This window comes from Oceanobacillus manasiensis (assembly GCF_000724085.1).
Taxonomy (GTDB): Bacteria; Bacillota; Bacilli; order Bacillales; family Amphibacillaceae; genus Oceanobacillus_B; species Oceanobacillus_B manasiensis.
In genome coordinates, this window is record NZ_CCDL010000002.1 from 650,893 (window position 1) to 665,533 (window position 14,641).

Sequence of the window (14,641 nt, forward strand, 5' to 3'; positions counted from 1 at the left end):
TAGAATACTTGTAATCACAATATTTGAAAATAGGGTTACGATTTATCCAATTTACGGTCCACTCTATAGACGAAAGCAAACACTTCTGCTACCGCTTGGTATAATTCTTCAGGAATAGTTTCATTAATATTTAACTCTGCCAATATCTCAACCATAGAACTGTCTTCCATAATAGGTACATTGTGCTCTTCGGCTTTTTGTATGATCGCCTCTGCCCTCATCCCTTTACCTGCAGCTGAAACGATTGGGGCAGTTCCTTTTTGTAAATCATAGGATAATGCTGCTGCTTTTTTTCTATTTTCTGTCATATTCGAAAATCAACTCCTTGATACGAGGCAGGATGTGATTGCTGCCGTTTTGACGTAATCAATTCCTCTTCTCGAGCAGGCTTAAACATCACACTTGATAAATGATAATCTAGTTCATTCAGACCTTTTTTTAAAACAGCCTGATAGTCTTTGGCTAAAGGTCTTATTTCTTCTTCACTTTGACTGTATATTGTAACGGAAACATTTCTGTTTTGTACCGTCATATCAATAATTGTTTGATTTAAGTTAGCTAAATCCAAATAAAACAAAACCCGACAATGACTAGAATCTATTTCCCCATCTTCCGTTTTTCTCCCCTCAAACTCTAGCTGAAGGTCTGTAGCTAATCCTAACTTTTCGCCTGGCAGTTGCAAGCTAGCATACATCGAATTACCTGTATCCTGAACAGATTGTAACTGAAGACCGTTAATAAAATGAAGGAGTTGTTTGCTTTGTTCGGTTGTATTGTGGTCGCCCTGTTGGATGAACTGTAGGAGTACACCTTTTAAAGAAGTTTGTTCCTGTGTTACCTTGTTTGCCAAATCATGCTCATACGAATATCCTGTGAAGGAAAGCGTGTGTTTAAGATGCTGCAAGAATTGATCCTTTGGCGAAGCCGCCATTAATAGATTTACATCTCGTAACTGCTTCATAGTAACTTCTAAGCTTTCTGGAGTATCGGAAGCCGCATTTTGCAAAAATTGATATACTTGGGATAGAGCATGGCGATTGTTTTGCAGCATAGAAGATACTGGGAAAGTAGTATCCTTTGGCAGATATTGGAGTACAGACTGGGTAAACTGCTCCTTTAATCGTGAAAAAAGTTGGATATCTAAGGGTCTTTCATTAGCAATGGACTGTGATAGATTATGGAAGCTATTTAAGAGAAGCTTTGCATTCTGTTGCAAGATGGCTTTATTTTCCATTACAGTTTGCAGATTTCGCAACTGTGCTTCTGAGATTTGGAAAGGTGTATCTTGTTTTCCACCATGTTCATTTGCAGTATTAGCCTTCCATGCATCAAATGTTTGGGCAGGATCAATAGCACCTGAAAGTTTTAGTAGGTGATATAGATTCTGATTGTTTATTCTCTCCCCCATTAACTGGCTTTCTTTTGAAATGACTGATTGATTGCTGACTAACCTGTTTAGATTTTGGCTTATATTTGGTTGGAAATTAGCTCGGTTCAATTCTGGCATAGCGTTTGCTAAACGATCCGAAAAGCTAGAATTGGATACAGCCTGAAGAGCATCTAGCACATTTTTGGTTATGGGCAGACGATTTGCAATCATGTCTACAAGTACCTTTCCTGTCAATTGTTTATCTTTCGAGCCTTCAAGAAGTTGTAAAGATTGTGTGAGCTGCGTTTTTTCAAATGGAATCTTCTTTGTGAATAGCTGTTGCAGAAAAACAATGTTCCGCTTGGATGCCTTTAGTCCGAGCTGATGAAGCAAGTGGAGACTATTAAGATGGTCCTGCTGTTGTAATTGGTCCCCTATCACTTTTAATTGAATAACAGGATCTGTTGATTGCACCATAAAGTGATACTTCCCACCAGCAGAGAGAGAAGCCTCTAATTGAGCAACCATTTTTTGGGATCCCAGCTGTATTTCAGCTTTATTTTCTGGATAGATCTTTAAAATACTTCCCTTAATAACTTGTCCTGGTTTAATTGTATTAGGCGTTGGTTGAAGCACACGTAAACTCTCACCTGTTTTTTGAATGCCCAATGGATTGTCCTCCTATTTCACTTCTACATTACCGACCGGTGCGAATGACCTACGATGGTATGGCGTTGCACCTTCATTCCTTAATGTCTCCATATGGTGTTTCGTTCCATAACCCATATTAGAGGCAAAATCATATGCAGGATAGGTCATATGTATCTTTTTCATAAAACGGTCCCTTGTTACCTTAGCTAAAATGCTGGCAGCTGCAATAGAAATACTTTTCGAATCTCCTTTTATGATGGATTCAGATGGGCAATTTAACCCTTTTAATGGAACAGCATCTACTAACACAAAATCGGCAATTGGATCCAATTGATTAATTGCCTCGTTCATAGCAAGCTTGGTTGCTTCATAAATATTCACGCTATCGATTACGTTATTATGGATAATGCCAATTCCATAACTAATAGCATTATCTGTAATAACTTCATAATAAGATTCTCTTGTAGACTCACTTAACTGCTTTGAATCGTTCAACCCTAGTAGCTTAAAGTCTTGCGGCAAAACTACGGCAGCGGCAACAACTGGTCCTGCCAATGGGCCTCTTCCCACTTCATCTACTCCAGCTATATTCACATAACCATTATTCCGGAGCTTAAGTTCAAATTCTGACATGGCTAAGAATTGTTGCTCTAATGCTTTCATTCTATCCTGCTTCACGTCATATCGTTTAAGCAATGTTTGAACGCCTTTGCGCTCATCCTGCCGCATTTCTGCTATCTTTTGCTCCGTTAATTTATCTTCTTCAAATAACTGTTTTAGCAAAGCTATTGAATCTTTTTGCATACATCTACCTGCTTTCTTCCTTTTATCGGTTACTAAATAGTAAAAATGAAACAAAATGCCCTATTTTGCAACCCCAAAGCTGAGATTTATAAATTTTAAAATTACCATGTTAAACTTTAACAAGATAGGCTGTTAACGGGCAAATGAAAATCTAATAAGCAAAAGGCCGCACTAAAACCCTAATGATTACAGATCAGGTTTTAGTACGGACAGTTATTCATTGTTAGGTAATTAAAATTAGAACAAACTTAAGCGGAGGAAAAATGCAAACCTTTTCGCATTTTCTGCGTGCGATGAGTTGCTAATGTAGCCTTACTTGTCCTGTGGGAACAGCACGAGTCTTAAGGCCCCGGAAGACAGGGAAGGAACAAAGGCTAAGAGCGCCACGTCCTGTGGCAACGCCTTCGTGACCCACATCCTGTTGGCCCGAGACTGAGGCCGTGCCCACGGAAAGGTAGTATTTTCCATAGCGGTGATTTAACAGTCCTTTGGATTTTCAAAATGAAAGGAATGTTATGTCACTGCCTCTCTATTCTTCAGGGTTCTCTAGCGTAATGTTACCAAGTCTTCCTGTGCGTAAGTCACGTATCACTAGATCTGACACTTTTTCAAAGTTAACGCCCCCACCACTTTCCAAGGCTCCACGTTGTTTTCCTATTGCTTCAAATATCTCCCACATATCTGTCATTTCACGGTCTATCGGATAGCGTTCCTCTAATCTTTCAGGATAATGTTTTTGTAGATAAGAAATAACAAAAGCGACGATATCCTGCATGGAAAGAAGTTGGTCTTTGATTGTACCTATTGCAGCTAATCTATAACCAACAAGCTCATCTTCGAATTTTGGCCACAAAATACCTGGTGTATCAAGTAACTCAAAATCTTTTTTTACTTTAATCCATAATTGCTGCTTTGTTACACCTGGTCTGTCACCTGTCTTTGCGATTTTCTTGTTGGCAAGTCTATTAATTAGGGTAGATTTACCCACGTTCGGTATCCCCACAATCATGGCTCTTGATGGACGCGGTTGAATTCCTTTTTTAATAAGTTTGTCCAGCTTTTCTTGTCCAAGGTCTTTCGCAAGTTGAATTACTTTTTTTATATCTGATTTGTCATTTACATTAATTGCTATAGCGGGGATGGACCGTTCTTTAAAGTATGAAATCCATTCCTCTGTTTGGCGATTGTCTGCCAAGTCTTTCTTCATCAGGACAACCATTTTTGACTTCTGTTGTAGAACTTGCTGAAGCATAGGATTTTGCGAGGACAAAGGTGCACGAGCGTCCACAAGCTCCATGACAAAGTCTACAAGCTTTAATTTTTCTTCTACTTCTCGACGTGCTTTCGCCATGTGTCCGGGAAACCATTGAATTGTCATAATAATTTTACTCTCCTAATTTCATAATATCTATACGATCAAATGGCCAATAACGTAAACTAGTTTTTCCGACAACTTGATCCATTGAAATCATTCCTAAAATACGGCTATCTGTAGAATTCCCGCGATTATCACCCAACACGAAAACATGGTCTTCAGGAACAGTATTAAATTCACCCGGAAGTTCCTCGAGCTCAAAATCATTCGTAAGGATTTCATTACTATAACCGGTTAAAAAAGGTTCCTCTATTGGTTCGTCATTTACATACAGTACATTATCCCTTACTGCAATATGTTCACCTGGTAGTCCGATGACTCGTTTTATAAAATCCTTTTTATCAGAAGCGTGAAAGACAACAATTTCAAAACGTTCTGGCTCGCCAAAACGATAGCTAAATTTATTTACAATCATTTGATCTCTATCATGCAGTGTTGGGAGCATGGATGGCCCATCTACTACAATAGGTGCGAACAAAAATGTCCTTACAATAAAAGCTAACCCAAAAGCTATTAAAAGTGCCTTCAGCCAATCTAACCACTCATTTTTTTTCTTATCTTGCTTTCCCATTCTATCTCCTCCACGCCAAGCAATCTACTGTTAGTTTAGTCCGACCTAATGCAGATAATACAAATGTAAGTCTTATTCTGTTTTCTAATAGCAAATATGTATGTTCAATTTCTAGTTTGTCCTTCATTCCCCTTTAAAAGGAACGTATAAAAGCAAAAAGGAGCTTGTGCATATTGCCAAGCTCCTTTCCAATAATTTTTGTTACAACAGCTGTATTCAGCTTTAACGGCGTTCTTTAATACGCGCTGCTTTACCACGTAGATTACGTAGATAGTAAAGTTTAGCACGACGTACAATACCGCGACGAGAAACTTCAATTTTATCAATACGAGGGGAATGTACTGGGAAAGTACGTTCAACACCTACACCGTAAGAAATTTTTCTTACAGTAAATGTTTCACTAATTCCACCGTTTTGACGTTTGATGACAACACCTTCGAATACCTGAATACGCTCACGAGTACCTTCCACAACTTTCACGTGGACTTTTACAGTATCTCCTGGACGAAAATCAGGATGATCTGTACGAAGCTGATCTTTTGTAATGTCTTCAATTAGTTTTTGCATCCTGTTACACTCCTTCCAAACCAATGTTCATCCCCATTAGATGACAGCGGAACATCGTTTATAGTACAAAAAGTCGACACTTTTAGCACAAAATTAAATATACCATAACCTAACAAAGACTTCAAGGAGTTTTATTATAAAACTTATAGAATCTTATTAAGAGTTTTCTTCTGATTTAAATTGCTTTAAATAGTTAGTGTCCTCTTCAGACAACTCCTTATCTGTAAGCATCTCTCTTCGGCGTTCATAAGTTCTTTTAAGTGCCTGCTGTCTTCTCCACTCACTAATTTTCGCATGATTACCAGACAATAAGACATCAGGTACCTTTATCCCTCTAAAATCAGCTGGCCTCGTATAGTGCGGATGCTCTAGTAATCCAGTAGAGAAGGAATCCTGTGGTGCGGAATCTTGATTGCCTAAAGCATCAGGTAACAAGCGGATTACGCTGTCCATCACTACCATCGCTCCTAGCTCACCACCCGTTAGCACATAATCCCCTATCGAGATCTCGTCTGTAACCAAGTGTTCGCGTATCCGCTCATCGAAGCCTTCATAATGACCACAAATAAATACCAAATGATCCTCCTCAGCCAATTCTTCTGCCTTCTTTTGATTGTAGGGCTCTCCCTGGGGACACATTAACACCACACGCGGTTTTGTGGAGCTTTTGGAAGTAATGTCATCAACTGCATCAAAAATAGGTTGTGGGGTCAGTACCATGCCAGCACCACCCCCATAAGGATAATCATCCACCTTGCTATGTTTGTTCTGCGTATAATCTCGAAAGTTGACCAGATTATATGAAAAAGTGCTTCTTTCGTGGGCTCTTTGAAGAATAGAAGACTGGAAGACACCTGCAAACATTTCTGGGAATAGTGTCAGAACATCAATATGCATTAGTCAAGCAACCCTTCCATCGGCTCAATGACAACCTTTTTATCCTGAATGGATACTTCTTTTACCACATCATCAATATAGGGAATTAACAAATCCTTCTCTTTCGGGCGCTTTACCACCCAGACATCATTAGCACCTGGAGACAAAATTTCTTTAATAACACCCAAGCTTTCACCGGAAGCTGTAACAACGTCACAGCCGATGATCTCATGGTAGTAATACTCATCACTGTCTAACTCTGTTAGTTGTTCCTCAGAAATCTTTAGGTAGCTTCCTTTAAAATGCTCCACATCATTTATGTTTGCGTAATCTTCAAATTGAAGAAGGTCGAACCCTTTGTGAATCCGATGTGCAGCTATGGTTAATGCAACTGGCTCTGCTTTATCTTTTACTACAAAGACTTGGTTTCCAACGGCAAAACGTTCTTCAAAGTCACTAATTCTAACTACTTTTACTTCACCACGAATACCATGCGTATTTACAATTTTTCCGATGTTATACATTTCATGATTCATTTCATCACCTGCTATTCATCAATTCTTATTACCACATTATCTTTTATAATAATGGTTTTCTCTCCCATGATTTCATCCCAATGCGAGCCTTCGGAAACTTCAACAAGAGCTTCAACTTCTTTTTCCGTGATCTCACTGCCTAATTCCAGCATATCTAGTTGTTCTAATTTAAAATCGACAAGTTTAATTTTTTCTTTTCGATTATTTATTTCTTGTTGAAACTTGTGACTGATATCCTGTTTGGAAACCTTTGATTTATTCTCAAATTTCCGTTGCTCAAACAGCAATTGTTGACACTCTTGTTCAAGCCGCATTTTATGATTATAGAAGTTTGTATGCAATAATTTTTTACTATTCTCTGTGACTACTTGTTTCACAATAACTTTCGTAATAATTTTCACGTTATATCCTCACTCTCAAAAATGATCTTCCTTCAGAAATTCCTGAGGTGTTAAGAAAAGCGCAGATCCCCCATGTCAATGAATGCAATCTGCACATATATTATACTTTCTCACATGTATAAAAAGGGAAAGGTTTCCCTTTCCCCTTTACATAATATCCAAATAAATACGTTTCTTAGTGTCTGTCTTTGCAGCATAGACAACTGTGCGTATCGCTTTGGCAATACGTCCGTTCTTGCCGATAACCTTTCCGACATCATCCGGATGAACAGCTAAATGATAAACCAATTTGGCATCTTCTTCTGTCTCCGTTATTTTAATATCCTCAGGATTATCTACCAATGACGAAACAATTGATTCAATTAGGGCTTTCATGATATCACACTACTTTACTACTGATTTTTCTGGTCGTGGAATTTCTTCATGATGCCTTCATTTGAAAATAGGTTACGTACTGTATCACTTGGTTTTGCTCCATTAGTCATCCAGCTAAGTGCTTTCTCTTCATCAATCTTCACTTCAACCGGGTTTACAACAGGATTATATGTTCCAATTTGCTCGATTTGACGTCCATCACGTGGAGCACGAGAATCAGCTACAACGATACGATAGAAAGGATTTCTTTTAGATCCCATACGTTTTAAACGAATTTTAACAGCCATTTATTTGCACCTCCAAATATTAATGTTTTACACAATTTAAGATTCTATCAGAAACAGGGAAGTCTGTAAAGTGTTTTTACATTACAATGTTAAATTCCCTTTTAAATAGGCTTCTTTACATGAATGGGAGTTTCATCCCTTTGCCTTTTTTTCCTTTTTGCATGTTTGTCATTTGTTTCATCATTTTTTTCATTTCGTCAAACTGTTTAAGCAATCTATTTACCTGTGATACAGAAGTACCTGAACCTTTTGCAATCCTTTTTTTGCGACTCGCGTTCATCAGTCCTGGATCCTGACGCTCTTTCTTAGTCATGGACTGTATAATTGCTTCCACGTGGGAAAGCTGTTTCTCATCAAGCTGTGCATTTTTTAGGCCTTTCATCTTGCTAGCCCCTGGGATCATGGCCATTAGATCGTCTAGTGGTCCCATGTTTTTAACCTGACCCATTTGTTCAAGAAAGTCATCGAAGGTAAAGGACATTGTTCGCATTTTTTCCTCAAGTTCCTTCGCCTGTTTCTCATCCACATTTGTCTGTGCTTTTTCGATTAGGGACAACACATCACCCATACCGAGGATTCGTGATGCCATTCGCTCAGGGTGGAATGCTTCCAGCTGATCCAGTTTTTCACCCATACCAGCAAACTTAATTGGTTTATCGGTGACAGCTTTAATGGATAGAGCCGCACCACCCCTAGTATCGCCATCGAGTTTCGTTAACACAACGCCTGTTAAATCTAGCTGCTCATTAAAGCTTTCAGCAACATTAACAGCATCCTGACCAGTCATGGAGTCAACCACAAGAAAGATTTCGTCAGGCTTTACAGCTGTTTTAATTCCTTGAAGCTCGTCCATGAGTTCATTGTCTACATGCAAACGACCTGCTGTATCAATGATCACATAATCATGATGCTCTTCTTTAGCTTTTTCAATTGCTTTTTTTGCAATATCGATCGGGTTTGCCTCTGTGCCCATTGAAAATACAGGCATTGTTAATTGTTCGCCCAACGTTTCTAACTGTTTAATTGCTGCCGGACGGTAAACATCACAAGCTGCTAGTAAAGGGGTACGATTATGTTTTTTACGTAGTAGGTTCGCCAGCTTACCAGTAGTCGTTGTTTTTCCGGCTCCTTGAAGCCCCACCATCATAATGACAGTGGGAGCACGGTCAGCTACAGCTATCTTGCTGTTCTCTCCACCCATTAATTCAGTTAATTCTTCTTTAACTACTTTAATGACCTGTTGACCTGGAGTCAGGCTTTCCATTACTTCTTGTCCAATAGCCCGTTCTTTAATACGCTTTATTAAATCCTTAACAACTTTGAAGTTAACATCTGCCTCTAGTAAAGCAAGACGAACCTCGCGTGTCATTTCTTTTACATCTTGCTCATTAACTTTCCCTTTACCTGTAATTTTTTTTATCGTACTTTGCAGGCGGTCGGCCAGTCCTTCAAATGCCATAGAGGGTGTCCTCCTAATCTAATTCTTTTAATTGGTTAAGCTTATCAATGATTACCTTATCTTTACTTGCAATAACTGTCTCTAGTTCTTTAATCAAAGAATGCCGTTGTTGAAATTTATCATATAGTTGAAGCTTTTCTTCATAAGATTCCAACATGGATTCCGTCCTCTTAATATTATCATAAACTGCTTGTCTGGAAACCTCGGCTTCCTCAGAGATTTCTCCAAGTGAGTAGTCTTCAAGATAATACATTTCCATGTAGTTTCGCTGTTTAGGGGTCAGTAACGCCTGATAAAAATCAAATAAATAATTCATTCGCGTAGTTTTTTCTAGCATCGGGTACTCCCCTTGTTAAGTGAATTTGCTTTACATTCCATGATAGCGAAGTGTTACTAGAATTGTCAAGCAATGGTTTATTCTGCTTCTTCAAGCATATCTGCAAATAAACCATAAACAAACGCGTGTGCATTAAATTCCTGCAAGTCGTCTATTCTTTCACCGAGACCTACATATTTCACAGGGATATTCAGTTCCTTACGTATAGCTAATACGATTCCACCCTTGGCTGTTCCATCCAATTTTGTTAGAACAATCCCAGACACATTTGTCGACTCCGAGAATGTCTTTGCTTGATTAAGCGCATTCTGACCGGTGGTAGCATCTAAAACAAGGAGCACCTCATGTGGAGCATTAGGCACCTCACGCTCAATTACTCGTTTTACTTTAGAAAGCTCATTCATTAAGTTTACTTTGTTCTGCAGTCTACCAGCTGTATCACATATTAGCACATCTGCATTTTTAGCTTTGGCTGATTTTATACCATCGAAAATTACAGCTGCAGGGTCACTTCCTGCACCTTGCTTAACAACATCGACACCAGCTCTTTCACCCCATACTTCTAGTTGTTCTATAGCTCCTGCCCGAAAGGTGTCTCCAGCAGCAAGTACAACTTTTTTCCCTTGTAACTTTAATTGGTTTGCCAGCTTTCCAATGGAAGTTGTCTTACCCACACCATTCACTCCGACAACTAAAATGACAGACAGTTCTTTTTCTTCTAGCTTAAGACCTTCAATTTTTTCGTCATCTTCACCATAATAGATTTCTACCAGCTTTTCGGAAATGGTTTCTTTTATGTCCTTTGTGTCTTTAATATTTTGTCGCTTCACTTCCATTTTGAGCTCTTCCACTAAATCCATGACAGTCGTTACCCCAACATCTGCGGAAATAAGAACTTCTTCTAGTTCTTCAAAAAAGTCTTCATCTACTTTTCGATAGCGTGCAATTAAATCGTTTATCTTACCCGAAAAAGTTTGTCGAGACTTTTTCATTCCTTCTTTATATTTTGTAGAGACTTCTTCCGCTTCTTCATTTTGTTTAAAGCGATTTTTTAATTTATCCATAAATCCCATAGTTATAACCTCCTTATGATTTCACTAGTGATTTCGTATCTTCTAGCCGGACAGACACCAGCCTTGAAACACCTGATTCTTGCATGGTAACCCCATACAGTACATCAGCTTCCTCCATTGTACCTTGACGGTGGGTTATCACAATAAATTGCGTGTTTTTACTATAATGATTGACGTATTTCGCAAAACGAGCAACATTTGCTTCATCCAAGGCAGCTTCTACTTCATCCAATACACAAAAAGGAACCGGCCGGACTCTTAGAATAGCAAACAGCAGTGCAATAGCGGTTAAAGCTCTTTCGCCTCCGGATAGAAGACCAAGGTGTTGGAGTTTCTTACCAGGGGGCTGTGCAATGATATCTACCCCTGTATCTAACAAGTTTTTGGGATCAGTTAGCTTCAATTCCGCATGACCGCCCCCGAACAGCTGGCGAAACACCTCCGTAAACTCTGCTTTAATCTTGGAAAATGTTTCGTCAAAACGCTTTTTCATCTCCTCGTCCATTTCTGCAATAACCGTATATAATGTTTGCTTTGCTTCCACTAGGTCGGTTTGCTGATCTGTTAGAAAGGAATAGCGCTCTGATATTCGCTCATATTCCTCAATTGCCCCTAAATTCACTGTGCCCAACCTATCTATTTCAAGCTTTAATTGTTTAACATTTTCTTTAGCTGCTTCCATATCCTCTGCTTTTTTATAGGATTGCTGCGCTTTTTCAAACGTAATCATGTATTCTGTCTGCAAATGAGTTAGTCGATTTTCAAGGTCAACATCTACCCGGTTAACCTTCACTTCTTGTTCATTTATCTTCTTAACTTGTTCTTGATGTGCATTGTTCTCTTCCTTTAGTTCTTTCTCTTTTTCTTGCAATAACTTGGCTCTTTCGTGTCGTGTTGTACGTTCTTTCTGAATGTCCACTGTTAAGCTTTGTTTTTCTTCGCTTTTTCTTTCAATTGTCAACTCAATTTCTTTTTCACTTTCTTCTGATAGCTCATATTCCAATAAGTCATTCAATTCTCTAGCATAGCGATCATATTGCTGTTTTGCTTCTGATAATTGTGTTTCTAAACCATCAGATTTTTCTCGTTGGTTCTTCATGCGTTCTTCCTGTTCAGCTAACTGTACCTGTTTTTCATGGAGCTCTTGCTGCATTTCACCATAATTCTCTTTCATAATTGCTTCCTTGTTGGAAAGCTGATCAATCTCTGCCTGAATATTTTCTAATGATTGTTTAATCTGATCTAACTCTTTTAAAAGCTGATTTTCTCGAGTTTTAAAGTAATCTCTATCCTCATCAAATTGTTGTTTGTCTTGATCATAAATCGTTAGGTTGTCATCCAATGTTTCCTTTTTTAATTGCAATTCTCGTAATTGAGCATGTGTCTCTTGCATTAATCTTTGTTTCTGTGAAAGTTCCTCTTCTTTGCTAGGAAGCTGTTTTTCAAGCACTGCAACATGTGATTTTTGTTCAGCAACTTGCTTTTCAAATGCGATGGTTTTCTCTTGGAAAGTGTTTAGTTTGCCTATCATTTCCTGTAAATCTTTTTCCCGTGAAAAGAGGGATTGATTGGTCTTTTTCTGAGCCCCACCTGACATGGCCCCTCCTGGATTAACAACATCCCCTTCCAAGGTTACAATTCTATACCTACGCATCACCTGTTGGGCTATGTCATTTGCATCTTTTAATGTGTTTGCAATAATAACGTGGCCCATCAAGTGATTTACAGCACGTTGATAGGTTGGATTTGTTTGAACGAGCTTAGATGCTATGCCAATAAACCCAGGGTGATTCTCAATCTTTGCTAATAGGTCGTTGGAAATAAAACGCTCCTGAATAGACTCTAGCGGAAGAAATGTGGCTCTCCCATTATTTGTTTGCTTAAGCCAGGAAATTGCTTTGCGCGCAGCTTGATCATGCTGGACAACGATATGCTGTGATTGACCACCCAATACTGTTTCCATTGCTGTTATATATTTTTTGGGAACATCAACAAGCTCGATGACCGCACCATGAATCTCTTGTAGCTGATTTTCTTTACGAGCTTTTAAAACTGCTTTAACGCCTTGGAAAAAACCTTGGAAATCCTCTTTCATTTCTTCTAGCATTTCTTTTTTTGATTTCAGTTTCTCTATATACTGATAGCCTTGATAGAGCTTAGTCTGTTGTTCTTGAAACGTATTCCTAGAAGTACGGAGCTCTGCCTTAATGGATTCCATTACATCTTTATGTTCTTTGAATTCTTTTTCCTGTTTTTGATAATCAGCTTCATATGCTTGAAGTTTCTCGAGTAACTCCTGTCGTGATTTTATAAGATCTTGGAATTTCCCAACCTGCTTGTCCCTTTTACCATTCATTTGAAGCATCTGTTTGGCAATGGATTGCTTTTCGTTTCGCTTTGCCGCTTGCTTGTTAAGATACTCAATATACTCAGATTTTAAGTCTTCAATTTTCTCTGCAATGTCATCCTGACTTGTTGTTAAATCTTTTTCTAAATGTTTTACACGCTTAGATGTTTCCTTTCGAAGTTCCTGAAGTTCATGCAGGTTCTTCCGTTCTATAATTAATTGTTCGTGCAAAGTCCCAACACGAGAGGATGCTTCCTGCTTTTGTGCTTCTAGCTTTTCTTTATTCTCAGAAAAATGTTTGGACCTCTCAAAAAGCAACTGCTTTTTCCCTTCATTTTTTTCAAGCTCTTCTGTAGCAGAGAGTAGCTGGGCTTGCATTTCCTCAATCTTACTGTCAAGACGATTTATTACCTGTTGGTCTTCTTCTATTGCTGCTTCTTTTTGTTGAATGCCTTGTTTCATTTCCAACTCAACGTGCTTATTTTTCTCTAAATCTTCTAGCAAACTTTTCCATTCACTGTGCAAATTCTCAATATCTGTAATTAGGAAAGCAATTTCTTCTTGTGATAACTTTTCCTTTAGTTCCACATATTTCTCTGCCTTGTCAGCTTGAGTCTTTAGTGGGTTTACCTGTTGCTCTATTTCATGAATAATATCTTCAACACGATTTAAGTTTTCTTGTGTTTCCGCTAGTTTGTATTCTGCTTTTTTCTTTCGTTGCTTGTACTTTAGTACACCTGCAGCCTCTTCAAAAATGGTACGTCTTTCTTCCGCCTTTGAACTCAAAATCTCTTCAACTTTACCTTGGCTAATAATAGAAAATGCTTCTCTACCAAGCCCTGAATCCATAAATAGATCCACAATATCTTTTAGCCTACAAGCTTGCTTATTCATGTAGAATTCACTGTCACCAGATCGATAAACCCTTCTTGTGACACTTACTTCTTCATAATCCACTGGCAAAGCCCGATCCTGATTGTCCAAAACAAGTGTCACCTCTGCAACGTTCAGTGCCTTTCTGGAATCACTACCTTGGAAAATAATATCTTCCATTTTGGAGCCCCGTAGTGATTTAGCCGATTGCTCCCCAAGGACCCAACGAATTGCATCAGTTATGTTACTTTTTCCGCTGCCATTTGGTCCAACTACTGCTGTAACTCCTGGAACAAAATCCACAGAAATTCGTTCAGCAAATGATTTGAAACCTACACTCTCCAGCCTTTTTAAATACATATACATTCTCCTATTTGAAAAGTTTGGTAAACGGCACACAAGTTAAAATTAAAGGAATAAGGCATCTCCATACATCCACTTGTTGTAAATCTGGAACCAAGACCTTTATTTAATGTATCCTTCTAAGCATTCACTTATCTTGTATTTACTTTACCAAACATTTAATCCTCTTTATTGAACACTTACGTTTATATAAAAAACCATTATGCTACCTCTTAGTGTATAAATTTTAATTGCCCTCCAGACTACTATAAATAAACTAATTTATATACCTCTTTAAGATAAAACCGCGTTTTTTATATGCTTGTCATGTTTTTATGTAGTTTTTACCGCATTTATTTTACCACAATCATAGCATACTGACATGTTTAGAAAGAAAA

15 protein-coding genes are annotated in these 14,641 nt (G+C 38.4%); all 15 read right to left on the bottom strand.

Going from position 1 to position 14,641, the window contains the following annotated elements; genetic code table 11:
* Positions 1-35: 35 nt before the first annotated feature.
* A complete protein-coding gene (locus tag BN985_RS12510; protein WP_042223784.1) occupies positions 36-308 on the bottom strand; it encodes an EscU/YscU/HrcU family type III secretion system export apparatus switch protein in 273 nt (90 codons plus the stop codon).
* Positions 305-2,038, bottom strand: coding sequence for a hypothetical protein (locus BN985_RS12515; RefSeq protein ID WP_042223785.1), 1,734 nt, complete (start codon positions 2,036-2,038; stop codon positions 305-307). The genes BN985_RS12510 and BN985_RS12515 overlap by 4 nt, the downstream gene beginning before the upstream one ends.
* Positions 2,039-2,050: 12 nt before the next feature.
* Positions 2,051-2,824, bottom strand: coding sequence for a ribonuclease HII (locus tag BN985_RS12520; protein WP_042223786.1), 774 nt, complete (start codon positions 2,822-2,824; stop codon positions 2,051-2,053).
* Between the two features lie 529 nt (positions 2,825-3,353).
* Positions 3,354-4,202, bottom strand: coding sequence for a ribosome biogenesis GTPase YlqF (ylqF, locus tag BN985_RS12525; RefSeq protein WP_042223787.1), 849 nt, complete (start codon positions 4,200-4,202; stop codon positions 3,354-3,356).
* Positions 4,203-4,209: 7 nt separating this feature from the next.
* Positions 4,210-4,770, bottom strand: a complete 561-nt coding sequence (lepB, locus tag BN985_RS12530) for a signal peptidase I (protein ID WP_042223788.1) — start codon at positions 4,768-4,770, stop codon at positions 4,210-4,212.
* 222 nt (positions 4,771-4,992) lie between these two features.
* Entirely contained in the window at positions 4,993-5,337 is a 345-nt protein-coding gene (gene rplS, locus BN985_RS12535; protein ID WP_042223789.1) for a 50S ribosomal protein L19, read from the bottom strand.
* 156 nt (positions 5,338-5,493) lie between these two features.
* The gene (gene trmD, locus BN985_RS12540) at positions 5,494-6,234 is read right to left on the bottom strand and encodes a tRNA (guanosine(37)-N1)-methyltransferase TrmD (protein WP_042223790.1); all 741 of its coding nucleotides are present in this window, start codon (positions 6,232-6,234) and stop codon (positions 5,494-5,496) included.
* A complete protein-coding gene (gene rimM / locus BN985_RS12545) occupies positions 6,234-6,749 on the bottom strand; it encodes a ribosome maturation factor RimM (RefSeq protein WP_042223791.1) in 516 nt (171 codons plus the stop codon). Before rimM ends, trmD begins: the two co-directional genes overlap by 1 nt.
* Before the next feature lie 11 nt (positions 6,750-6,760).
* A complete protein-coding gene (locus tag BN985_RS12550; RefSeq protein ID WP_042223792.1) occupies positions 6,761-7,150 on the bottom strand; it encodes a YlqD family protein in 390 nt (129 codons plus the stop codon).
* 147 nt (positions 7,151-7,297) lie between these two features.
* Entirely contained in the window at positions 7,298-7,525 is a 228-nt protein-coding gene (locus BN985_RS12555; RefSeq protein WP_042223793.1) for a KH domain-containing protein, read from the bottom strand.
* 17 nt (positions 7,526-7,542) lie between these two features.
* Entirely contained in the window at positions 7,543-7,812 is a 270-nt protein-coding gene (gene rpsP / locus BN985_RS12560; RefSeq protein ID WP_042223794.1) for a 30S ribosomal protein S16, read from the bottom strand.
* Between the two features lie 115 nt (positions 7,813-7,927).
* Positions 7,928-9,271 carry a signal recognition particle protein gene (gene ffh / locus BN985_RS12565; RefSeq protein WP_042223795.1) on the bottom strand — a complete coding sequence of 448 codons (1,344 nt, stop codon included), beginning with the start codon at positions 9,269-9,271 and terminating at the stop codon, positions 7,928-7,930.
* A 13-nt stretch (positions 9,272-9,284) separates the two neighbouring features.
* On the bottom strand, positions 9,285-9,608 hold the full coding sequence (locus tag BN985_RS12570) for a putative DNA-binding protein (RefSeq protein ID WP_042223796.1): 324 nt from the start codon (positions 9,606-9,608) through the stop codon (positions 9,285-9,287).
* 77 nt (positions 9,609-9,685) lie between these two features.
* Entirely contained in the window at positions 9,686-10,681 is a 996-nt protein-coding gene (gene ftsY / locus BN985_RS12575; protein ID WP_042223797.1) for a signal recognition particle-docking protein FtsY, read from the bottom strand.
* Between the two features lie 13 nt (positions 10,682-10,694).
* The gene (gene smc / locus BN985_RS12580) at positions 10,695-14,261 is read right to left on the bottom strand and encodes a chromosome segregation protein SMC (RefSeq protein WP_042223798.1); all 3,567 of its coding nucleotides are present in this window, start codon (positions 14,259-14,261) and stop codon (positions 10,695-10,697) included.
* Positions 14,262-14,641 lie beyond the last annotated feature (380 nt).

Bases quoted from the DNA above. Each gene is read 5' to 3' on its own strand.
- rimM (WP_042223791.1), bottom strand. From the start codon at position 6,749: ATGAATCATGAAATGTATAACATCGGAAAAATTGTAAATACGCATGGT.
- BN985_RS12510 (WP_042223784.1), bottom strand. From the start codon at position 308: ATGACAGAAAATAGAAAAAAAGCAGCAGCATTATCCTATGATTTACAA.
- rplS (WP_042223789.1), bottom strand. From the start codon at position 5,337: ATGCAAAAACTAATTGAAGACATTACAAAAGATCAGCTTCGTACAGAT.
- lepB (WP_042223788.1), bottom strand. From the start codon at position 4,770: ATGGGAAAGCAAGATAAGAAAAAAAATGAGTGGTTAGATTGGCTGAAG.
- ftsY (WP_042223797.1), bottom strand. From the start codon at position 10,681: ATGGGATTTATGGATAAATTAAAAAATCGCTTTAAACAAAATGAAGAA.
- BN985_RS12570 (WP_042223796.1), bottom strand. From the start codon at position 9,608: ATGCTAGAAAAAACTACGCGAATGAATTATTTATTTGATTTTTATCAG.
- BN985_RS12555 (WP_042223793.1), bottom strand. From the start codon at position 7,525: ATGAAAGCCCTAATTGAATCAATTGTTTCGTCATTGGTAGATAATCCT.
- ylqF (WP_042223787.1), bottom strand. From the start codon at position 4,202: ATGACAATTCAATGGTTTCCCGGACACATGGCGAAAGCACGTCGAGAA.
- BN985_RS12520 (WP_042223786.1), bottom strand. From the start codon at position 2,824: ATGCAAAAAGATTCAATAGCTTTGCTAAAACAGTTATTTGAAGAAGAT.
- trmD (WP_042223790.1), bottom strand. From the start codon at position 6,234: ATGCATATTGATGTTCTGACACTATTCCCAGAAATGTTTGCAGGTGTC.
- rpsP (WP_042223794.1), bottom strand. From the start codon at position 7,812: ATGGCTGTTAAAATTCGTTTAAAACGTATGGGATCTAAAAGAAATCCT.
- smc (WP_042223798.1), bottom strand. From the start codon at position 14,261: ATGTATTTAAAAAGGCTGGAGAGTGTAGGTTTCAAATCATTTGCTGAA.
- ffh (WP_042223795.1), bottom strand. From the start codon at position 9,271: ATGGCATTTGAAGGACTGGCCGACCGCCTGCAAAGTACGATAAAAAAA.